Below are 22,376 nucleotides of genomic sequence, written 5' to 3' on the forward strand. Positions count from 1 at the left end.
TGTTCAGCGTGCAGTACGCGTTGGCGAAGCTGGCCGAGGCCTACGGGATCCGGCCGGCGGCGATGGCCGGGCACAGCATCGGCGAGTACGCCGCGGCGGCGCTGGCCGGGGTGTTCGACGTCGAGACCGCGGTCAAGGTGGTGGCGATGCGGGCTCGGCTGATGAACGCCGCGCCGCGCGGGGTGATGGTGGCGGTGCCGCTGGGCCCGGACGCCGTCGCCGACCACCTCGGCGGGCAGGATCCCCAGGTCGATCTGGCCACCGTCAACGACCCGAACGCCTGCGTGGTCGCCGGCTCCGAGGAGAAGGTCCGCGAGTTCACCGAGCGGCTCCAGCGGGCCGGCGTCACCGCCCGCCGGGTGCGGACGTCGCACGCCTTCCACTCCCGGCTGATGGATTCGATCGTCCCGGAGTTCACCGGCTTCCTGTCCCGGGTGACCCTGCACGAGCCGCGGATCCCGTTGCTGTCCAACCTCACCGGCAGCTGGCTGTCGCCGGCCGAGGCGACCAACCCGGCGATCTGGGCGCGACAGATCCGCGAGACGGTGCGCTTCGCCGACGAGCTGGACACGCTGCTGGCCGACCCGCACCGGGTGCTGGTCGAGGTCGGGCCCGGCGGCACGCTGACCGGATCGGCGATGCGTCACCCGCGGTGGGCCGAGACGCACCGGGCGGTGCGGCTGATGCGCCATCACGCCCAGAGCCGCCCGGACCGGGACGCGTTCCTGCTCGGCCTCGGCCAGCTGTGGGCGGCCGGTGTCGAGGTGGACTGGACCCGGTTGCGTCCGCGCCGGCGTCCCCGCCTGGTCTCGCTGCCCGGGTACCCCTTCGAGCGGCAACGACACTGGGTGGAGCACAACGCCGACGCGCGCTGGGGCGCCGGCCCGACCGGCAGCGGGACCGCCGCCGACCGGTCGACCGCCGCCGCCGACGGGTCGCCCGCCAAGGCCGACAGCAACGGCAGCTCGCCGATGGAGGCCACCCTGCGGCGCATCTGGAGCGTGTGCCTCGGGGTGGGCACCGTCGACCGCACCGCCAACTTCTTCGACCTGGGCGGCGATTCGCTGATCGCGATCGGCGTCGCGATGGCCGCCTCGCACGAGGGGCTGGACCTCAGCCCGCAGGACCTGTACGACAACCCGACCCTGAGCGGGCTGGCCGAGACGCTGACCGCCCGGTACGCGGCCGGCGGCCTGACCCGCCGGTCGCCCGGCGACGTCACGCATCCGCCGGTACCGCCGAACATCCTCGGCTTCCTGGCGCGCGGCCTGGCCGAGCCGGCGCGGTGGCGGGTGCCGATGGTGCTGCGGCTACGGCCGGACGTGACCGCCGACGACGTCCGCGCGGTGCTGACCGCGGTGGTCGCCCAGCACGACGCGCTGCGGCTGACCATCGGCCGGCACGCCGGCGGCTGGCGGCAGCAGGTTGCCGACCCGGGGGAGTTCACCGCCCTGGTCGCGGCCGCGCTGCCGGAGGACGCCACACCCGGCAGCCGGCAGGAACGGGCCGCGCTGCTGGCCGCGCTGGATGCCCACCCGGTCGACGCGGCGCTGCCCGGCCCGCCGCTGACCGCGACCCACCTGCGCGGGGTGGCCGGCGGGCCGTGCTACCTGGTGCTGGGCCTGCACGCCACGGTCGGCGACGAGGTCTCCCGCGACGTGCTGCTCACCGATGTGTTCACCGCGTTCGGTCAGCGGCTGGCCGGCGACGACATCGTCCTGCCCGCGGTCGCCACCCGGTGGACGGAATGGTCGCAGCGGTGCGCGGCGCTGGTCACCCACCCGGCGGTGGTGGAGAGCGGCGAGTTCTGGCTGCAGGGCACGTCGGCGGCGACGCTGCGGGTCGCCGAAGCGGACACCGACGGCCTCCCGGCGCCCGGGGTCGGGGACCTGGCCACGGTTTCGTCGGCGCTGACCGCGCTGGAGACCAGTGAGATCGACGACGCCCGCCGCCGGCTGCGGGTGCCGATCACCGAGATCCTGCTGGCCGCGCTGAGCCGCACGGTCGCCGCCACCGTCGGCGCCGGCACGCTCACCGTCGACGTCGCCGGGCAGGCCCGGTCGGTGCTCAAACCCGACGTCGACCTGCGCCGCACCATCGGCTGGGTCAACACCGTCTACCCGGTGCCGCTGCGCTGCTCGACGGCCGACGGCGCGCGGTCGCTGCTGGACGATGTGCATCGGACGCTGGGTGCCGTGCCGCACTACGGGATCGGCTACGGACTGCTGCGCTACCTGTACGCGCCGACGGCGACGCCACTGGCCGCCGCCGCGCCGGCCGACGTCTACCTCTCCTACCTGGGCGCCATTCCCGAGCTGCCGGTGGTCTCCACCGACGACGCCCCGGTGCAGCTGGACCCGGACACCGCGATGTCGGTGCGCGAGACCGTCGCCGGCCTCGGCCACCCGGTCGAGCTGCGGGTCTACCGCGCGACCGGGCTGCTGCACCTGGACTGGTGGTACGACGGCCGCCGGGTCGGTCCGGACACCGTGTGCACGCTCGCCGAACGGTACGGCACGGCGCTGCGGGATCTGCTCGCCGAGGCGATCGCCGAAGACGACGACGCCGCCGCCGACGAGATGGCGCTGGTCGACATGTCCGCCATGTCGGGCACGGGCCCGTCGTAGGGGAGGGGGCAGCGTGTTCGACACGTCGGTGATCCGCACACTGGCCAACAGCGAGGAGATGCTGGCCGAGACGCAGAACTTCGTCGGCCTGGCCGCGCACGTCACCGGGCCGATCGACGTGGACGCACTCTCGGCCGCCTACGACGCGCTGCTGGCGGCGCACCCGATCCTGACCAGCCACCTCGAGCCGCTGCCCGATGGACGGCACCAGTTCGTCACCGACGATCTGATGTCCGCCGGCATCGAGGTGATCGACCTGGGTGATTCGGCCGAGGAACCGCCGCCGCCGCGCTTCGACCAGAACGAGTCGCTGGTCGCGTTCCGGCTGATCGTCCGCGGCGACCGGGCCCAGCCGACCCTCTACGTGCACCATGCGCTGGCCGACGGCCACCACATGTACGCGCTGGTGGAGGAGCTGCTGTCCTACTACACCGACCTGGTCGAAACCGGCGGCACCGACGCGATCGAGGTGCAGCCCGCGCCCCAGTCGATCGAGGCGGTGCTGGCCGACCGGCGGGTACGCAAACAGCAGCGCTCCGGCATCGAACGATTCCTGCCGGCGATGTTCGGCTACGACCTGCCGCCCACCCGGCGAGCCGGCGCCGACGTCAAACCCACTGAGCCGGTGCGGGTTCCGATGGCTTCCGCCCGGCTCACCGAGCAGCAGACCGACGGCGTCGTCGCGTTCGGCAAGGCGCACGACCTGAGCCTGCACGCGGTGCTCTCCGCTGCCGTGCTGCTGGCCGAGTGGCGGCTGCGCGGCCGGCTGAACATCCCGATCCCCTACCTCTACACCGTCGACCTGCGCTACTTCCTGTCGCCGCCGGTCTCGGCGACCGGGTGCACCAACCCGATCGGGGTGGCCGCCTACCTGGCCGAGATCGACGAGGCGACCGGCACCGTCGAGCTGGCCCGCGCGGTCGCCGAGACGTTCCAGAAAGACCTCGCCGACGGGGTGATCCAACAGTCCCGGCTGCACCTGAGCCCGCAGTACGTGGGCAACCCGCCGGGCCTGCCCGACGTCGTGGTGCTCTCCAACAACGGCCTGGTGCCACCGGTCCGCACCCCGCCCGGCGTGCAGGTGACGTCCACCCACGGCGAGCTGTACTTCACGGTCAGCGCCGGCATCGACATCTACTTCACCCAGATCTATGCCGGCCAGCTGAACATCGAGTACCACTCGCACGGCCCGGCCCCGGAGAGGTCGGTGGCGGCGATAACGGCGCAGCTGTGCAGCATCGCCGACCAACACACCCCGGCCGGTCTCAGCTGACCGGGCCGAACGCGTACCGGTGGTACTGCAGCATGCGGCGCAGCGGCGGGATGACGCGGACCAGCCGGCCGGCCCAGCGGAAGCCGGCCGGCGCCCGGCCGAACGTCGCCGCGTCGAAGAACGTCGTGGCGGTCAGCAACCGGAGGCCGGTGAGATGAGCCAGGACGTCGCCCGGGCCGTTCACCGCCCAGTGCAGGCTCGCCCCCGACCGGCGCTGCAGCCGGTGGGTCCGCTGGGTCTTGATGCCCAGCCAGTTGTAGAAGTCGATCTGCAGCTCCCCGGCGCCGAACCGGTCGACGATCCGCTGCAACAGGGCCAGACCGTCCGGCGCGGTGAGGTACATGCTGATCCCCTCGGCCAGCAGCAGCGTCGGACGGTCGGCGGGGATCTGGTCCAGCCAGGCCGGGTCGGTCGCCGACGACGCCACCAGCCGGTAGTGCGGCCGGGCCGGAAAAACCTGCTCCCGCAACGCGATCACCGCCGGGAAGTCGACGTCGTACCACGCCACGTCCGGGCCGGGATCCAGCCGGAACACCCGGCTGTCCAGCCCGCAGCCGAGGTGGATGACGGTGGCCCGCGGATGGGCGGCCAGGAACTGGCGGGCCCAGATGTCGTACTGGGCGGTGCGCACCGTCACCAGCGGCGCCCAGGTGGGCGGCTCGTCCAGGCCGGCCCAGTCGAACTCGATCCGGTCCACCGCCCGCTTCGCGTACCGGTCGCCGAGCACCGGCCGGTCGAAGTCGGCGTCGAGGGCTTTGAGGTACAACGTCGTGAGCATGGTCTGCGCGGCGCCGTGCAGGTCGACCCGGATCTTGTCGGTCATTCCGGCGAGCCTAGTACCGAGGAGGGGACACGATGACGCAGAGCCGGCCGGGTGGCGGGACGCCGCGGGTGCTGCTGGTCTACTACAGCTACACCGGGCAGGCGAAGCGGGTGCTGCAGGCGGCGGGGGAGGTGTTCGCCGCGCACGGCTGCCAGGTGGTCGAGGCGCCGATCGAGTTCACCGATCCGCGGTATTGCGAGCGGTTCTCGCGTTTCCCGATGCGCCGGGTCTGGCCGGACATGCTCAGCGTGCTGAAAGCGCAGCAGCGCGGCGAGACCGGGGAGATCTCCGTTCCGGACGCGGTCACCGACGGTGACTACGATCTGGTCTGCATCGGCTCGCCGACCTGGTGGAGAGCGCCGAGCATGCCGATCCGGTCCTTCCTGACGTCGCCGCAGGCGGCAACGCTGTTGGCCGGCAAGCCGTTCGCGGTGTTCGTGGTGTGCCGCGGCTACTGGCTGGAGAACCTCACCGAGGTGCGGGGGCTGGCCAAAGCGGCCGGCGGGACGTTCGTCGACGAGATCCACTTCGGCTATCCCGGTGACCCGCTGCGCTCGATGCTCTCGCTCACCAGTTACCTGGGCAGCGGCCGGTACCGCACGCGCTACCTGGGGGTGCCGATCCCGCCCACCAACGTCCAACCCGACCAGCTGGAGCAGACCCGGCGGTTCGCCGCGGGTCTGGCCGACCGGCTCTTCGGCGAGCAGAGGTAGTCCGATGCCGCGTTCGTTTGAGGTCTCGTTCGACTCCCCGGCCAGCGTCGCCCAGGTGCATGCCGCGTTCGCGGATCGGGACTACTGGCTGGCCCGGCTGGCCGCGGTGGACGGGGTCCGCACGCTGAACTCGCTCACCGTGGACCCGGACGGCACGGTGCACGTGGTCGCCACCGAGGACCTGCGGCACGGTGCGCTGCCCCGGCCGTTGGCCGCCGTCTACCGCCGGGACCTGACTGTGGTCACCACCGAGCGGTGGACGCCGGCCGGCGACGGCCGGGTCGACGGGACGGTGGTCGTCGCGGTCAACGGTGCGCCCGGGTCCGGTCACGGCACCGGGGCGCTCACCCGGCGCGGCGCCGGCTGCCAACTCGCGCTGTCGGCGACGTTGGAGTTCAAGATGCCGCTGGTGGGCGGCAAGATCGAGGACTACCTGGTCGGTGTGTTCACCGACGGCCTCGGCATCGTCCAGCGGTTCACCACCGAGTGGATCGCCGCCCATGGGTGAGCCGACCGACATCCCCAGCACCGCCGCGGCGTTGGCCCGCCTGGACATGCCGCTGGATGCGGCGATGACGACCCAGCGGGCGGTGCGCCGGCTGCGGCCCGACCCGGTCGACGAGGCGGTGGTGCTGCGCTGCATCGAGCTGGCGCTGCGCGCCCCGACCGGCAACGACGGCCAGAACTGGGAGTTCATCATGGTGCGCGACACCCGGGTCAAGGAGCGGCTCGGCCGGCGCTACCGGCAGGCCTGGCGGGTCCAGCGGGACGTGGTGCTGCGCCGGGGCATCGTCCGCGACGAGTCGATGGCCAAGATCGCCCGGGCGATCCAGTGGCAGGTGGACCACTTCGCCGAGATCCCGGTGCTGGTGGTGGCCTGCCTGCGGCTCGGCGCCCGCGAGGGCCGGCTGCCGGTGCTGCGGATGCCGCACGTCGCCGAGTCGGCCTACTGGGGGTCGATCTACCCCAGCGTGCAGAATCTGCTGCTGGCGGCGCGGGCGGTGGGCCTGGGCGCCTCGCTGATCACCCTGCCGCTGTGGAGCCAGGGATCGGCGCGGCGCATCCTGGGCCTGCCGCGCGACATCACGCCGTGCTGCATCGTGCCGCTGGGCTGGCCACGCGGCCGCTACGGGCCGACCACCCGAAAACCGGTCGAGCAGGTGGTGCACCGGGACGGCTACGGAAACCGGGTCTGGTTCGACGGGTGACCGCGGTCCGGGGGCGCGGTCGGTCCTGAACTCGTGCGCGCGTGTTTCTTACGGTAGGTTGAGCCGGGGCCGGGCTCGGTTACAGCATTGGGAGGGCGAACGTGGGGACGACTACCGTCGGTGGGGGCAAGCGTCAGCGGACGACGATCGGGGTTGCCGTTGCGGCGGCGGGCGCGGTGGCCATCGCGCCGATCACCGCGGTCGCACCGTGGGCGCCCGGCGGGCTGTCCACCGTCGAGCGGGCCGCGCGGCTGCTGTCCGACACCGACTCCATCCTGAACGTCCCGATGAACCTGCTGCTGGACTACCTGCACGCCCCGGCCAACGAGATCGGAGCGATGAACGAGCTGGCCGACTCCTTCTTCTGGACCGGCAGCTGGTGGACGCCGAGCGCCGCCAACCTGTGGGGCGAGGACCCGGGCGACCCGGGACACTTCATGGCGATCATGGACTTCCTGTTCCCGTACGCGCCGCAGATCTCCGGGCTCGACCAGCCGGAGATCGACCCGACCCTGCTGGCGAACGGCGACGCGGGCCTGGGCCAGCAGCTGGCCATGCTGGCCGCCGCCGAGCTGCCGGTCAGCCAGTCCTGCGACGCGGTGCAGTGTTCCCCGATGGTCCCGGTGGAGCCGGTCACCGGCATCACCGAGCTCGACCGGCTGATCGACTTCTTCAAGGTGTTCGTCGGCCCGGACCAGCTGCCGATGTTCGCCCACTGGCTGCAGGTCCCGCTGGGATCGCTTCTCGACGGGAAGTTCGCCTTCCCCGACAGCTCGGCCGCCGACAACCCGGATGCCGCCGGCATCGCCGACCCGTCGGCCGGCATCGGACATCACGGCGCGGTGCCGGGTGCCTCCTCGGGCGCGGTGCCCGGCAGCGAAGCGCAGCCCGGCTTCGGTTTCCCGGGAACCCACGTCGGTCCGGGCGGTGAGAACCTGATGCCGTGGGCCGGGGATACCTTCAAGTTCGACCCGCTGGAGCCGGTCGCGCAGTGGCTGCAGAGCCTGGAAGACCCGGTGTCCTCGACCACCGTCAGCGACACCCTCAACGCCCTCAACCCGATCACGCTCTTCGGCGACCTCTTCCAGGCGGTGAAGGCCGACGTCGCCGGATACATCATCGACTTCAACCCGTTCGTCGAGGGCGGGCCGTTCTGCCCCGGCACGTGCGACGTCGCGTCCGGCGATCACGGCAACGTGGCGATGGTGCAGGCGATCCAGGACATCGGGCCGAAGAACCCGCTGATCGCCGAGTGGCTGAGGCTGGCCCAGCAGCCCCCGGACAACACGAACCCGTACGACGCCGGCACCGTCGGCAACACCAACGCCGCGACGGTGGACCAGGCCTACGCCACCATCGCGGGGCTGCGGGACGGCCTGTTCACCTTCGGCCCGCACACCGAGGATGGGATCACCCACGCCCTGGGGCCGCAGTGGAGCGCGCTGCTGGTCAACAGCGGGATCCTGACCGACCCGTCTTATCTGTCGGACAACTGGGGGGGTGTCCCGGGCCCCGACGCCGGCGTCACACCCCCGGTTGTGCCGGGCGAGTACGGCGGGTTCAACCCGGATCTGGTGATGGGCGATCTGGCGGAGATCCTCGGCGTGAAGGACCTGGTTCCGGCGGCCACGAGCAACGCCGTCGACCCCGACGTGCTCTTCTCGCCGTATTCTCTGCTCTACGGCCTGCTGGACATCGGGACGTTCGGCGCCCTCTGACCCGGGGCGCACAGCCGGCCGGCCGTGGCGGGTGGCTGTTCAGCCGCGCAGGCTGCGCATCGTCGCCCGGTCCCACATCCGGTCGGTGAGCAGCAGCCGGGCCAGCACCGAGGCCCGGCCGGACGCCCCGACGACGTAGCGGGCCCGCGGATTTTTCGCCCGCGCCGCCCGGACCACCGCGCGGGCGACGACGTCGGCGTCGATCATCAACCCGGGGGTTTCGGTCAGCTTCTTCGAGGTCTGGAAGTAGCGGCGCTTGAATCCCGCGTACGGGTCGTCGTCGGCGTAGGCCGGCTCCACCGCCAGCTGGGCCGAGACGAACCGGGTGCGCACCCCGGTCGGGTCCAGCAGCACCACCCGCACCCCGAACTGCGCCGCCTCCGGCCGCAGCACCAGCGAGAGCGCCTCCACGGCGTACTTGCTGATGTGGTACGGGCCGGCGCCGGGGCTGGTGAACCGCCCGGCGGTGCTGCCGATGTTGACGATGGTGCCGGCTCGGCGGGCGCGCATCCCGGGCAGCACGGCCTGGCACAGGTGCAGCATCGCGACCACGTTGGTCTCCAGCAGCGCCCGCAGGTCGGCTCGCCGCACCTGCTCCAGCGGCACCGACAGCGGCAGCCCGGCGCTGTTCACCAGCACGTCCACCCCGCCGTTCTCGGATTCGATCTCGGTGACCAGCGTCTCGACGGCGGCCTCGTCGGTGATGTCGACGGCGCGGGCCGCCACCCCGCGCCCGGCCCGCACGCCCAGGGCATCCGGGTTGCGGCCGACCGCGAACACCCGGTAGCCGCGATCGTGCAGCCGGTGGGCGGTGGCCTCGCCGATACCGCTGGTCGCACCGGTGACCAGCGCGACCGGGGTGGCTCTCATCTACTCAACACTCCAGTGGGTCGGGCGGCGCGGCGATCGGGCGGCAGACGGAAGGCAAGTCTACGGGCACCGGGGTGCACCGGCGCGCCGCTGGTCGCCCGGGGGGACGATAAGGTGAGCCGGTGGCGCTTCCCGCATTCGGCGACGACACCGTCGGCCGGCTCGAGGTGATCGACCGGGGCAGTGCCGGTCACGCCCACCCGGTGCCGTTGCTGTTCGTGCACGGCGCCTGGCACGCCGCCTGGTGCTGGGACGAACACTTCCTCGGCTTCTTCGCCGACCGGGGTTACCGCGCGGTGGCGGTGAGCTTCCGCGGCCACGGCGCCAGCGGAACCGACAAGCCGTTGCGCCGCTGCTCGGTCGCCGACTACCTCGCCGACGTCACCGCGGTGGCCGACGCCCTGCCGGTCGGCCCGGTGGTGATCGGGCACTCGATGGGCGGCTTCATCGTGCAGAAATACCTGGAGACCCACGCTGCGCCGGCCGGTGTGCTGATGACGTCCATGCCGCCGCACGGCTCCCTCGGCGCCGCGGCGCGCTGGGTCCGGCACCGGCCCTGGCATTTCGCCAAGCTGAGCATCACCGGCAAGACCCTGCCCTACGTCGGCACCCCGGAGCTGGCCCGGGAGCGGTTCTTCTCCCGGCACACCCCGGAATCCACCGTGCGGGCCTACGCGGCCCGGCTGCAGGAGGAGAGCTCCCGGATCGGTGTGGACTGCGCGCTGCTGCGGCTGCCGAAGCCGAAACGGATCGGCACCCCGCTGCTGGTGCTCGGCGCCGACGACGACGGCGCACACACCCGCGACGAGGTGCTGGCCACCGCGCGTGCCTACCACACCGAGGCGGAGTTCTTCCCGGCCATGGGGCACAACATGATGCTGGAGGCCGGCTGGGCGGCGGTCGCCGAACGCATCCACAGCTGGCTGGGTGAGCGCGGGCTGTAGCCGCCGGTTCAGTCCTTGGCCAGACAATACAGCCGGTAGACGAATTCGCCGCTGCGCAGCGCGCCGTTGAACGCCCAGTCGGTCGCCTCGCTGGCGAACCGGGCCAGGGCGCCGTGGTGGCCGATCATCGCCTGTTTACGCGGCAGGTTGCGCTCGTTGCCGCGCAGCACCTCCGCGCCGACGTCGATGCTGGAGACCAGCCGCAGCGGGGTGTCGGCCAGCTGCGCGTCCCACGCGGCGCAGTCGCGCCGGCGGCGGAAGTCGGTGTAGAGGAAGTGCCCGCCCGGGGCCAGCACCCGGGCCGCCTCGGCGAGAAAACCGGGCACGTTCGGGTAGAGGTGGGAGGCTTCCACGTTGAGCACCACGTCGAACGATCCGTCGGCGAACGGCAGGTCGGCCGCGTCGCCCTCGACGAAATCCAAGCCTGGCAGGTCGTGGCGTTGTCTGCAGAACCGGATCGCCGCCGGGTTCAGGTCCAGACCGGTGTAGCCGGCCGGCCGGCTCGTGCGCATCAGGTAGGAGGCGCCGCCGCCGTGACCGCAGCTGACCTCCAGCACCTTCCGTCCGGCCTGGTCGACCGGGCCGGCGGTGCGGTGGTACTGCTGGATGAAGAACCGGTTGGGCTCGTCGGAGTCGGCCAGCGGCACCGCCATCGGCGGGTCCTGCTCGTAGCCGTAGTTCAGGAACAGCCAGTCGTCGCCGCTGAGCAGGTGCGTCTGGGTGGCGAACCGCCTGGTGACGAACGAGGTGAACAGCAGGTGGTAGACGTGCGGGCTGACCACCAATCGGTGGGTGAGCGGGTTGAGCACCAGGCGGTTCATCGTGGGCATCGGGTGAGTATGTCACGACCGCCGGCGGCGGCTGCCCGCGCTACCCCGGGCCTCCCGGGGCGTCGGCGGTGTCGGCCGTTCCCGCGGCGCCGGCCGCCGCCCCGGGCCGCACCGGAACCAGCTCCAGCGGCAGGTGCTCCAGCCCGCGCATCGTCGCGTTGACCAGGTAACGGTGCTCGCCGGCCAGCCGGACCGCTTCGACCCGGGGCAGCATCCGGGTCAGCACCCGGCTGACCTCCATCCGGGTCAGGTGGGTGCCCATGCAGTAGTGGGCGCCGCCGCCGAACGCCAGGTGGTCGGTCGGGTTGCGGTCCAGGTCGAAGACGTCCGGGTTGGGGTAGTGCCGCGGGTCGCGGTTGGCGGCGGCGAACAGCAGCAGCACCCGCGCCCCGGCCGGGATGGTGTCCTCGCCGACCGGGTAGTCGCGGGTAGCGGTGCGGTAGAACCCCTGCACCGGTGAGACGAGCCGCAGCTGTTCCTCGATCGCGGCCGGGATCAGCGCCGGGTTCTCCCGCAGCCGGGTGTAGACCTCCGGGTGCTGGGCGAAGGTCAGGAACAGCCCGGACAGCAGGTTCGTCGTCGTCTCGCTGCCGGCGCCGACCAGCATCGACGCGCTCCAGAACACCTCGTCGTCGGAGAGCGTGTCGTCGTCGTTCGCGGCGGCCAGCATGGAGATCAAGTCGTCGCCGCCGTGCCGGCGGCGCTGCTCGATCATCGGCGCGAGGCTGCGGTGCATCGCCACGATCGACCGGCTGGAACGCATGTTGAGCACCATCCCGTGCGGGCTCAACGGGGCGAACGCCGCCTCGTTGATCGCGTCGGCCCAGGCCAAAAACCGCGCGTGATCCCGTTCCGGGATGCCCAGCCGGGTCGCGATCAGCCGGTTCGGCAGCGGCTTGGCCAGGTCTTCCACCAGCTCGGTTCGTCCCCGGGCGATCATCGCCTCGACGAGTTCGTCGGCGACCTGGTTGATCGCGGCCTCCCACGACTTCATCGCCCGCGGGGTGAAAGCCCGGGACACCGACCGGCGCAGCCGGGTGTGGTCGGGCGGATCGGTGGCGTTCATCGTCTTCAGGTGCACCCGGAACCGGGCCTGGCTCTCCGCCGATGACAACGCGTCGTCGTCACGCAGCGCCTGCCGCACCTCGTCGTAGCCGGCCAGAACCCAGATTCCGCGCTTGCGGCTGTACCAGACCTTCGGGCCGGTGTGCAGCGTGCGGTACCCGGGGTAGGGGTCGCGCATCGTCTTCGCGGCGAACGGGTCGAAGTCGGTGATCGGCGCGGTTCGACGGCCGGTCAGCGTGTAGCCGTACGCGGCGGCCTTGTCCCGCGCCACCCCGACCATGCCGTCCGCGGCGATCTTCAGCAGGCCGGCGCGGAATCGGAGCCGACGGGCAACGGTCATGCGGGTGAACTCCTCGGTGAAGATCCTCGGTCGCCGACGATGGCAGGAACCCTAGCAGCATCGTCCGCCGGTTGACCGGGCTTCGTTCGCCCCGCAGCCGTGCGCAGAACGCAGCCCGAGCAGGTCACCCGGTGCGGTCAGTCCTTGACGAGATGGAAGATCCGGTAGGTGATCTCACCGCGCTCCAGGTCGCGGTAGAACAACGATCCCTCCACCACGGCGAACTCCCGGCCGAACCGGCGCAGCAGCAGCGGCAGCCGCTCGTTGATCAGCTCGTTGGAGCGCGGCGAGTTCGCCTGCAGGCCGCGGACCACCTCCTCGCTGATGACCCGCTCGTTGACCACCCGCAGCGGCGGGGTGTCCAGCGCCGCCTGCCACGCCGGGACGTCCTCCTTGGCCCGGAAGTCGGTGTGCAGAAAGTGACCGCCGGGCCGCAGCACCCGGCCCACCTCGGCGACGAACCGCGGGAAGTCCGGGTAGATGTGCGAGGCCTCGACGTTGATCACCGCGTCGAACGACGCGTCCGGGAACGGCATGTCCAGGGCGTCGCCCTGCACGAAGTCCAAGCCGGGAACCCGGTGCCGTCTCCGGCAGAACGCCACCCCGTCCGGGTTGAAGTCCAGCCCGGTGTAGCAGGCGGGTTTGAGGGTTCTGGCCAGATAGGAGGCGCCGCCGCCGTGGCCGCTGCTGACCTCCAGCACCGTCTTGCCGGCCAGGTCAGCCTGGGTAGCGGTCTGGTGGTAGAGCTGAATGGAGTACCGGTTCGGCTCGTCGGCCTCGTCCAGCGGCAGCTCCAGCGGCGGGTCCTGCTCGTAGCCCCAGTTCAGGAAGACGACGTCGTCGCCGCCCATCCGCCGGGTCATGAACGGGTACCAGTACTTGAAGACCTTTTTGTAGACCGGCATCGCCGAGATGCGATAGACCAGGCTGGCGCCGACTTTGTCCAGGGTCTGCGAGGGGGAGCGAACCATCGTGGCAGTATGGCATGGTCGCCGGCCGGCCGTGATCGGGGTGGACCGCCCGGAGCCGCCAACGGGTCATCGGGCTCCGCGGCAGCGCCCGGGTGGGGTAGCGTTTATAGCTCATGGGGACCCAGCAGCACGACGCGATCATCGTGGGGGCGGGCTTCGGCGGGATCGGCGCGGCCATCCAGCTCAACCGATTGGGCTACCAGGACATCGTGATCGTCGACCGCGAAGACGACCTGGGCGGAACGTGGCACGTCAACCACTACCCGGGCCTGTGTGTCGACCAGCCGTCGACGACGTACTCCTACTGGTTCGAGCCGAACCCGTACTGGTCGCGGCTGTTCGCGCCGGGTACCGAGGTGAAGCGCTACGCCGAACACGTCGCCGACAAGTACGACGTGCGCCGCTTCATGCGGTTCAACACCGAGGTCGACGGCGCGCAGTGGGACGAGGACGCCAAGCTCTGGCGGGTGGCGGTTTCCGGCGGGGAGACGCTGCGCGCCCGGTTCCTGATCGCCGCGACCGGGTTTTTGTGCCAGCCGAAAATCCCGGATATCCCCGGCATCGACACGTTCGGCGGCCGCATCCTGCACACCGCCGCCTGGGACGACGACTACTGCCTGGCCGGACGCCGGGCGGCGATCATCGGCACCGGGTCCACCGGCATCCAGGTCGTTCCCGAACTGGCCAAGCAGGCCGCGGAGCTCACCGTCTATCAGCGCACGCCGATCCTGGTGACGCCGAAGTCCGACGTCGTCTTCCCGCCGGTGGTGCAGCGGCTCTTCGCCCGGGTGCCGTTCACCCAGCGGGCGGTGCGCTGGGTCACCGACAGTTTCACCGACTTCATGATGGTCATCACGATGTGGCGGTATCGGCGGTTCAAGCTGGTCAACAAGGCGATGGCCGGCCTGGCCGGGTGGCACCGGCTGATGTCGGTGCGCGACCGGGAACTCGCCCGCAAACTGAGCCCGGACTTCGACTTCGGCTGCAAGCGGCCGACGATCTCCAACGACTACTACCCGACGTTCACCAAGCCGCATGTGCACCTGGAGACCAGCGGTATCGAGCGGATCGAACCGGACGGAGTCGTCGCCTGCGACGGCAGCAGACGTCGGATCGACACCCTGGTGCTGGCCACCGGGTTCGACGTGTGGGACGCAAACTTGCCGGCGATCGAGGTGGTCGGCCGGGGCGGCCGCAACCTGGGCAAGTGGTGGCGCGAGAGCGGATTCCAGGCCTACCAGGGTGTCTCGGTGCCGCATTTCCCGAACTTCCTGACCATGGCCAGCCCGTTCGCCTGGGTGGGGTTGTCCTGGTTCAACACCGTCGAATATCAGATGCGGCACATGAACCGCCTCTTCGGCGAGCTGCAGCGGCGCGGCGCGCAAACCTTCGAGGTCACCGAGCGCGCCAACGCCGCCTTCCTGGGCCGGATGAACGGCCTGCTCGAAGATTCGGTGTTTCGGCTCGGAAACTGCGCGAATTCGCGATCGTATTGGTTCAACCACCACACCGGGGAGGCGCCGTTATTCCGCCCGACATCGGTGCGCAGCGCCGTGCAGGAACAGGACACGTTTCCGCTGTCGGATTACCTGATCTCATGACTTCGGCGTCGCGATCGGGGATTCTGGATCGAACCACCGCCCGCCGTATCTACCTGGGCCGATGACCACCCAGCGCCGGCGCCGAAGCGGGCAGTCCCCGGCGGCGATGGCCCGCAGGTTTGCGATCCCGATCATCCTGGGATGGCTGGGCATCACCCTGGTGCTGAGTCTGGCCGTCCCGCCGCTGGAGCAGGTCGCCAAGGAGCACACCGTCTCGCTGAGCGCCAAAGACGCACCATCGGTGAAGGCGATGGCCAGGTTGGGCGAGCTTTTCGGCGAATCAGACACCGACAGTTCGGCGATGATCGTTCTGGAGGGCGAGGAGCGGCTCGGCGAGGACGCCCACCGCTACTACGACGAGCTGATCCGCCGGCTGGGCGACGACACCACGCACGTGCAGCACATCCAGGACTTCTGGGGTGACCCGCTCACCGCCGGCGGCGCGCAGAGCGGTGACGGCAAAGCGGTGCTGGTGCAGCTGAACCTGGCGGGCAACCAGGGCGAGGCGCTGGCCAACGACTCCGTGGCGGCGGTCCGCGACATCGTGGCACGCATCCCGGTTCCGCCCGGAGTCCGGGCGTACGTCACCGGAGCGTCGCCGATGGTGGCCGACATGAATCACAGCGGCGACCACGACGTGCTGAAGATATTGGCGGTCACCGTCACCGTCATCTCCGTCATGTTGATGCTGCTCTACCGGTCGGTGACCACCGTCGCGCTGCTGTTGGCCATGGTCGGTGTGGAGTTGGCCGCGGCCCGCGGGATCGTGGCCCTGCTCGGCGATCTGGGCTGGATCGGCCTGTCCACGTTCGCGATCAACATCCTGGTCACCTTGGCGATCGCGGCCGGAACCGACTACGGAATCTTCTTCATCGGCCGCTACCACGAGGCGCGCCACGACGGCGAGGACCCGGATACCGCCTACCGCACCGCGTACCGCGGGGTGGCCCACGTGGTCCTCGGGTCGGGCCTGACCATCGCCGGGGCGACGTTCTGCCTGAGCTTCACCCGGTTGCCGGTGTTCCAGACCATGGGTATTCCGTGCGCGGTCGGCATGGTGGTCGCGGTCGCGATCGCGCTGACTTTGGTGCCGGCGGTGATCACCGTCGCCAGCCGGTTCGGCCTGCTCGAGCCGCGGCGCACGATGTCGGTGCGCGGCTGGCGGCGGGTGGGCACCGCGGTGGTGCGCTGGCCGGTGCCGATCCTCGTGGCGAGCTGCGCGGCCGCGCTGGTCGGCCTGCTGGCGCTCCCCGGTTACCAGGTGAGTTACAAGGACCCGTCGTTCATCCCGCAGGACACCCCGGCCAACGTCGGCTGGGCGGCCGCGTCGCGGCATTTCTCCGAATCCCGGCTGCTGCCCGAGGTGCTGCTGATCGAGTCCGATCACGACATGCGCAATTCGGCCGATTTTCTGGTGCTGAACAAGGTTGCCAAAGCCGTCTTCAGCGTCGACGGTGTCGCCCTGGTGCAGGGCGTGACCCGCCCCGAGGGAACTCCGCTGGAGCACACGTCGATCCCGTTCCTGCTGAGCATGCAGAACGTCGGTCAGCTGCAGAACCTGGACTTGATCAAGAGCCGGGTCCGTGACATGCGCCAGCAAGCCGACGCCCTCGGCGAAACCGTCGACACGATGCAGCGGATGTATGCGCTCATGCAGCAGATGAACGGCGAGACCCACCATGCCGTGGGCGTCAGCAAGGAGGCCATGGACATCGCCAGGGAGATGCGCGATCACATGGCCGACTTCGACGAGGCGTCCCAGCCGCTGCGCCAGTCGGTGTACCAGCAGCCGGACTGCGTGAGCAACCCCAACTGCTGGGCGCTGCGGTCCGGCTACGACGCGCTGGACGGCGTGGACAAGCTCACCGAGAAGTTGGACCAGATCGCTCCCGACCTGAGCAACATCGACACCGTGATGCCGCAGCTGCTCGGCCTGCTGCCGACGCAGATCTCGGCGGTGAAGAGCCTGCAGACCATGATGCTGACCCTGCACAGCACCATGTCCGGCATGATCGGCCAGATCGAGGACATGGGCGCAGACGCTGCCGCGATGGGCCAGGACTTCGACGCCGCCAAGAGCGACGAGTCCTTCTACCTGCCCCGGGCCGTGTTCAACAACACCGACTTCCAGCGGGTGATGGCACTGTTCCTGTCGCCGGACGGTAAGGCGGCACGGTTCTTCGTCACCCACCAGGGGTATCCGGCCACCCCGGACGGCATGGCGCGGGTCGACGCGATGAAGAAGGCCGCGGCGGAGTCGCTGAAAGGGACCCCGCTGGCTGGTGCCAAGGTCTACGTCGCCGGCACGGCGGCGCTCTTCAAGGATCTGCAGCAGGGCGCCGACTACGACCTGTACATCGCCGGGATCACCGCGCTGTGCCTGATCTTCGTCATCATGCTGATCATCACCCAGAGCCTGATCGCCTCGGTGGTGATCGTGGGGACGGTAGCGGCATCGCTGGGAGCCTCGGTCGGGCTGTCGGTGCTGTTGTGGCAGTACGTCCTCGGAATCAACCTGCACTGGCTGGTGCTGGTGATGTCGGTGATCATCCTGCTGGCGGTCGGCTCCGACTACAACCTGCTGTTGGTCGCCCGGTTCAAGGACGAACGGGCGGCCGGGCTGAAAACCGGGATCATCCGCGCGATGGGCGGCACCGGAAAGGTGGTCACCGCGGCCGGGCTCGTGTTCGCGTTCACGATGGCGTCGATGGTGGTCAGCGATCTGAGGGTGGTCGGGCAGGTGGGCACGACGATCGGTCTCGGGCTGCTATTCGACACGCTGGTGGTGCGCTCGTTCATGATGCCGTCGATCGCCGCGCTGCTCGGCCGCTGGTTCTGGTGGCCGATCAACGTCCGGTCGCATCCGGTCCGCGCCGTGCCCGCAGCGGCACCGCCCGAGCCGGCCGCTGCGACCGTCTCGGCCGAACCGGAATTCCCGGCGGTCACCCCGGCCGACGACACCGAACCGGACCATGAGTCTGCCCGCGGCGACCGGACCGTGCCGGACGACCTCGCGTTCGAGCACGCGCTGGCCAGCGTGTTCCCGGAGTTCTCCCGCAACGGGTCCGGCGCGGAGACCGAGGCGGAGACGACGGCGGCCGAGGACCAGCCGACCGAGGCGCCGATCGGCGAGGATTCCGTCGCGGACGACGCCTACGAGTTGGCTGCCGAGGCCGACGCGGCCGGCGGCGAGCAGCAGCAGACCAGCGCCGGACACCTGGGCCGCTGGCACACCTGACCGGTTCCCGGGTGGACTCTCCGTGCGTGTGCGGCACCGTTGCGCGGTGGCCTCCTCGGGATCGGTGGACTTGTTGGTCCCGAGCCGAGCCTCCCGCACCTGCCCGGTTTTGCCGAGCCGCTGGCCAGTCCCGCCGACCATGTACTAGGGTTTAAAGCAGTTTGCTTGTGAAAATAGCCCGCCGGTCCGGTGCACATCCCCGCCGGTGCCGGGCGGCCGAGACGGAGGAGTCGGCACGATGGCAATCGCGGTGCGCAGCACACAGACCATCTGGAATGGGGCGCTGGCGACCGGCGCGGGCACCTTGGGCAGTGGCAGCAGTGGCGCCCTCGACGGTCAAGGCGGTCACCTCGATGGCTGAGCGGGCCCTGTCGGCGGCGCTGGAGCATGAACACCAGGAAGTGGATGCCGGGATCGATGCGTTCGTGGAGAAGCTGGCCGGCGGCACTGTCGACGGGGATGCCCTGGACGCGACGCTGAAAGCTCTGCGCCGGCACATCTACCTGGAGGAGCAGATCCTGTTCCCGTCGATCCGCCAAGGCTCGCTGATGCTGTCGATCCTCGGGATGATCCGTGGGCACGGCGAGATCTGGCGGACCATGGACACGCTAGCCGACCTGGTCGTCGACGGCACCGACCACGACAAGATCCGCGACACCGGCCGGCAGCTGACGAACCTTCTTGCGGCGCACAACAAAGTGGAGGAGCCGGTCATCTACCCCGCCGCGGACAACAACCTGCAGCCGGAGAAAGCCGCGGAGCTTGCCGAATGTGGTCGCAGCCGGCCGTCGCCGCCGGCAGGTTGGCGACGATGTCGTCCCGGACGCATTCGTAGACGTCCTGGAACCCGGCATGCACCTGACCGAACCCGGGCACCGGCCGGTAGGCGGCCGGGAGGACGTCGAAGTCGGCCAGCCAGTCCGAGACGTCGGCGCTGCCGCGAAACGACAGGAACGCGGTCCGGCTGCCGGCGTCGCGTCCGATCAGCCCGAAGACGTTGGTGTCCTTGGCCATCGCCTTCGCCGGGTGCGGGTCGGGCAGTGCGGCAAGATGCGCCGGATCGGCCTCGATCAGCGCGGTCCGGGCGAACCCGGCCGGCAGCGCCGGCGGGCCGCCGGTCATCACCGTGTACGCCGCCTCGGCCAGCGGCAGCACCGTGTCCAGGGCGGCCGATGCGTCGAATGCCACGGGTCGAGTCTAGAATCGCGGCAGCGACGATGATCCGGCAATCACCGGGGAGTCTTCGGAAGAACGGCCTCTGGCCCAGTAGAACCGAACGGGTCGGCCCGTCATCGCCGGCAGTCGAGCGGTCGCGCGGCGCGCGGCAAGCGGGGTGGTACCGCGGCGCTCACGCAGCAGCGTGGTCGTCGTCCCCGGCCGGAAGAGCCGCACAGGAGACCCCGCAGGTGAGCAAGCACCACCCGACCGAGCGCAGCTATCCGAAACCGACCGGCGCCCCGGATTTCCCGGCGCTGGAAGCGCAGGTGCTCGAGTACTGGGCGGCCGACGACACCTTCGCGGCCAGCATCGCCCGCCGCGCCGACGCCGACGAGTACGTGTTCTACGACGGGCCGCCATTCGCCAACGGCCTGCCGCACTACGGGCATCTGCTCACCGGATACGTCAAGGACATCGTGCCGCGCTACCGGACCATGCGCGGCTACAAGGTGGAGCGCCGGTTCGGCTGGGACACCCACGGACTCCCCGCCGAGCTGGAGGTCGAGCGCCAGCTCGGCATCACCGACAAGTCGCAGATCGACTCGATGGGCATCGCCGCGTTCAACCAGGCCTGCCGGGACTCGGTGCTGCGCTACACCGACGAGTGGCGGGCCTACGTGGCCCGGCAGGCTCGCTGGGTCGACTTCGACGACGACTACAAGACCCTAGACCCGACCTTCATGGAGTCGGTGATCTGGGCGTTCAAGCGGCTGTGGGAGAAGGGGCTGGCCTACCAGGGCTACCGGGTGCTGCCGTACTGCTGGCGCGACCAGACGCCGCTGTCCAACCACGAGCTGCGGATGGACGACGACGTCTACGTCAGCCGCCAGGACCCGGCGCTGACGGTCGGCTTCCGGATCACCGAGGGGGACTTGGCCGGGACGCACCTGCTGATCTGGACCACCACGCCCTGGACGCTGCCGGCCAACCTGGCCGTGGCCGTCAACCCCGAGGTGGCCTACGTCCAGGTCGCCGTCGGGGAGCGACGCTACCTGCTGGCCGAAGCCCGGTTGGGTGGCTACGCCCGGGAACTCGGTGAAGACCCCGAGGTGCTGGGCCGTTACGTCGGCGCCGACCTGGTCGGCCTGCGGTACACCCCGCCGTTCGGGTATTTCGACGACTCACCCAACGCCTTTCGGGTGCTGGCCGCCGACTTCGTCTCCACCGAGGACGGCACCGGCATCGTGCACCTGGCCCCGGCCTACGGCGAGGACGACAAGAACACCACCGACCCGGCCGGTATCGAACCGGTCACCCCGGTGGACGAAGGCGGCCGCTTCGACGCCACCGTGCCCGACTACGCCGGCCGGCTGGTCTTCGACGCCAACCCGGAGATCATCGGCGACCTGAAGAACGGCACCGGCCCGGCCGCGGCGAACGGGGCGGTGCTGCTGCGCCACGAGACCTACGAGCACCCGTACCCGCACTGCTGGCGGTGCCGCAACCCGCTGATCTACAAGGCGGTCTCGTCCTGGTTCATCAAGGTCACCGAGTTCCGGGACCGGATGGTCGACCTCAACCAGCAGATTACCTGGCATCCCGAGCACGTCAAGGACGGCCAGTTCGGCAAATGGCTGGCCGGTGCCCGGGACTGGTCGATCTCCCGGAACCGGTACTGGGGCACCCCGATTCCGGTGTGGACGTCCGACGATCCGGCCTACCCGCGGATCGACGTCTACGGCAGCCTGGACGAGCTGCAACGCGACTTCGGGGTGCGACCGCACGACCTGCACCGCCCCTACATCGACGAGCTGACCCGGCCCAACCCGGACGACCCGACCGGCCGCTCCACCATGCGCCGCATCCCCGATGTGCTCGACGTCTGGTTCGACTCCGGGTCGATGCCGTATGCCCAGGTGCACTATCCGTTCGAGAACGCGGACTGGTTCCAGACGCATTACCCGGGTGATTTCATCGTCGAGTACATCGGCCAGACCCGCGGCTGGTTCTACACCCTGCACGTGCTGGCCACCGCGCTGTTCGACCGCCCGGCCTTCAAAACCTGTCTGTCGCATGGGATCGTGCTGGGCAGCGACGGGCAGAAGATGAGCAAGTCGCTGCGCAACTACCCGGATGTCTCCGAGGTGTTCGACCGGGACGGCTCCGACGCGATGCGCTGGTTTCTGATGGCGTCGCCGATCCTGCGCGGCGGCAACCTGATCGTCACCGAACCGGGCATCCGCGAGGGCGTCCGCCAGGTGATGCTGCCGCTGTGGAACGCCTACAGCTTCCTGGCGCTGTACGCGCCCAAAATCGGTGTCTGGCGCACCGACTCGACACACACGCTGGACCGCTACATCCTGGCCAAGCTGGCCGCGCTGCGTGACGGGCTGACCGCCGCGCTGGACGGCTGCGACATCTGCGGGGCCTGCGAGCGGCTGCGGCAGTTCACCGAGGCGCTGACCAACTGGTACGTGCGCCGGTCGCGGCAGCGGTTCTGGGACGAGGACGCCGACGCGATCGACACCCTGCACACCGTGCTGGAGGTCACCGGCCGGCTGGCCGCGCCGCTGCTGCCGCTGACCGCCGAGGCGATCTGGCGCGGGGTGACCGGGGAACGCTCGGTGCACCTGACCGATTGGCCGGATTCCGCGACCCTGCCTGCCGACCCGGGCCTGGCGGCCGCGATGGACCAGGTCCGCGAAGTCTGCTCGGCGGCGTCGTCGCTGCGCAAGGCGCACCGGCTGCGGGTCCGGCTGCCGCTGCCGAAACTGACGGTGGCGGTGGAGGATCCGGGCCGGTTGGCGCCGTTCACCGACCTGATCGCCGACGAACTCAACGTCAAGGCGGTCGAGCTCACCGACGACATCGACCGCTACGGCCGCTTCGAGCTGGCCGTCAACGCCCGGGTCGCTGGCCCGCGGCTGGGCAAGGACGTGCAGGCGGCGATCAAGGCGGTCAAGGCGGGGGAGGGTGTGGTGAACGCCGACGGCACCC

General features: G+C 70.4%; 15 protein-coding genes and 2 pseudogenes. 11 read left to right on the plus strand and 6 right to left on the minus strand.

What is annotated here, in order from left to right:
• The coding region (locus AC2VNT_RS09145; RefSeq protein WP_486946555.1) for an acyltransferase domain-containing protein at positions 1-2,627 on the plus strand (2,627 nt) is incomplete at its 5' end.
• 13 nt (positions 2,628-2,640) lie between these two features.
• Positions 2,641-3,900, plus strand: coding sequence for a phthiocerol/phthiodiolone dimycocerosyl transferase family protein (locus AC2VNT_RS09150; RefSeq protein WP_486946556.1), 1,260 nt, complete (start codon positions 2,641-2,643; stop codon positions 3,898-3,900).
• On the opposite strand, the gene AC2VNT_RS09155 is transcribed toward AC2VNT_RS09150, so the two are convergent.
• Entirely contained in the window at positions 3,893-4,723 is an 831-nt protein-coding gene (locus AC2VNT_RS09155; RefSeq protein WP_486946557.1) for a class I SAM-dependent methyltransferase, read from the minus strand. The genes AC2VNT_RS09150 and AC2VNT_RS09155 overlap by 8 nt on opposite strands.
• Before the next feature lie 32 nt (positions 4,724-4,755).
• On the opposite strand from AC2VNT_RS09155, the gene AC2VNT_RS09160 reads away from it, so the two are divergent.
• From AC2VNT_RS09160 to AC2VNT_RS09175, 4 genes are all read left to right on the plus strand, one after another.
• Complete coding sequence (locus AC2VNT_RS09160; protein WP_486946558.1) at positions 4,756-5,436, plus strand: flavodoxin family protein; 681 nt, start codon at positions 4,756-4,758, stop codon at positions 5,434-5,436.
• 4 nt (positions 5,437-5,440) lie between these two features.
• On the plus strand, positions 5,441-5,944 hold the full coding sequence (locus AC2VNT_RS09165) for a DUF2505 domain-containing protein (protein ID WP_486946559.1): 504 nt from the start codon (positions 5,441-5,443) through the stop codon (positions 5,942-5,944).
• Positions 5,937-6,644 carry a nitroreductase family protein gene (locus tag AC2VNT_RS09170; protein WP_486946560.1) on the plus strand — a complete coding sequence of 236 codons (708 nt, stop codon included), beginning with the start codon at positions 5,937-5,939 and terminating at the stop codon, positions 6,642-6,644. Before AC2VNT_RS09165 ends, AC2VNT_RS09170 begins: the two co-directional genes overlap by 8 nt.
• A 101-nt stretch (positions 6,645-6,745) precedes the next feature.
• Positions 6,746-8,362 (plus strand): hypothetical protein, encoded by a 1,617-nt coding sequence (locus AC2VNT_RS09175; RefSeq protein ID WP_486946561.1) that lies wholly within the window; start codon positions 6,746-6,748, stop codon positions 8,360-8,362.
• Positions 8,363-8,401: 39 nt separating this feature from the next.
• Here the strand turns inward: AC2VNT_RS09175 and AC2VNT_RS09180 are convergent, their stop codons facing one another.
• Positions 8,402-9,232: an SDR family NAD(P)-dependent oxidoreductase gene (locus AC2VNT_RS09180; protein ID WP_486946562.1), complete on the minus strand. Its 831-nt coding sequence runs from the start codon at positions 9,230-9,232 to the stop codon at positions 8,402-8,404.
• Between the two features lie 122 nt (positions 9,233-9,354).
• Between AC2VNT_RS09180 and AC2VNT_RS09185 the strand changes: the two genes are divergently transcribed.
• Complete coding sequence (locus tag AC2VNT_RS09185; RefSeq protein ID WP_486946563.1) at positions 9,355-10,176, plus strand: alpha/beta fold hydrolase; 822 nt, start codon at positions 9,355-9,357, stop codon at positions 10,174-10,176.
• 8 nt (positions 10,177-10,184) lie between these two features.
• Here the strand turns inward: AC2VNT_RS09185 and AC2VNT_RS09190 are convergent, their stop codons facing one another.
• The 3 genes from AC2VNT_RS09190 to AC2VNT_RS09200 form a co-directional block, all read right to left on the minus strand.
• On the minus strand, positions 10,185-11,006 hold the full coding sequence (locus AC2VNT_RS09190; protein WP_486946564.1) for a phthiotriol/phenolphthiotriol dimycocerosates methyltransferase: 822 nt from the start codon (positions 11,004-11,006) through the stop codon (positions 10,185-10,187).
• 40 nt (positions 11,007-11,046) lie between these two features.
• A complete protein-coding gene (locus tag AC2VNT_RS09195) occupies positions 11,047-12,411 on the minus strand; it encodes a cytochrome P450 (RefSeq protein WP_486946565.1) in 1,365 nt (454 codons plus the stop codon).
• Positions 12,412-12,548: 137 nt separating this feature from the next.
• Positions 12,549-13,316 (minus strand): phthiotriol/phenolphthiotriol dimycocerosates methyltransferase, encoded by a 768-nt coding sequence (locus tag AC2VNT_RS09200; RefSeq protein ID WP_486946567.1) that lies wholly within the window; start codon positions 13,314-13,316, stop codon positions 12,549-12,551.
• Positions 13,317-13,495: 179 nt separating this feature from the next.
• On the opposite strand from AC2VNT_RS09200, the gene AC2VNT_RS09205 reads away from it, so the two are divergent.
• The 3 genes and pseudogenes from AC2VNT_RS09205 to AC2VNT_RS09215 all read left to right on the plus strand — a co-directional run.
• On the plus strand, positions 13,496-14,983 hold the full coding sequence (locus AC2VNT_RS09205) for a flavin-containing monooxygenase (protein ID WP_486946566.1): 1,488 nt from the start codon (positions 13,496-13,498) through the stop codon (positions 14,981-14,983).
• Positions 14,984-15,044: 61 nt separating this feature from the next.
• Positions 15,045-17,882, plus strand: a pseudogene (locus tag AC2VNT_RS09210) (MMPL/RND family transporter); the annotation flags it as partial.
• A gap of 692 nt (positions 17,883-18,574) precedes the next feature.
• A pseudogene (locus AC2VNT_RS09215) lies at positions 18,575-18,889 on the plus strand (hemerythrin domain-containing protein); the annotation flags it as partial.
• A gap of 43 nt (positions 18,890-18,932) precedes the next feature.
• Here AC2VNT_RS09215 and AC2VNT_RS09220 read toward each other — a convergent pair.
• The gene (locus AC2VNT_RS09220; RefSeq protein WP_486946568.1) at positions 18,933-19,409 is read right to left on the minus strand and encodes a lipase family protein; all 477 of its coding nucleotides are present in this window, start codon (positions 19,407-19,409) and stop codon (positions 18,933-18,935) included.
• Between the two features lie 218 nt (positions 19,410-19,627).
• Between AC2VNT_RS09220 and ileS the strand changes: the two genes are divergently transcribed.
• Positions 19,628-22,376 (plus strand): isoleucine--tRNA ligase (ileS, locus tag AC2VNT_RS09225; RefSeq protein ID WP_486946569.1); only part of this gene is annotated, 2,749 nt, incomplete at its 3' end.

The sequence above is a fragment of the Mycobacterium sp. TH-M15 genome (genome assembly GCF_057473705.1).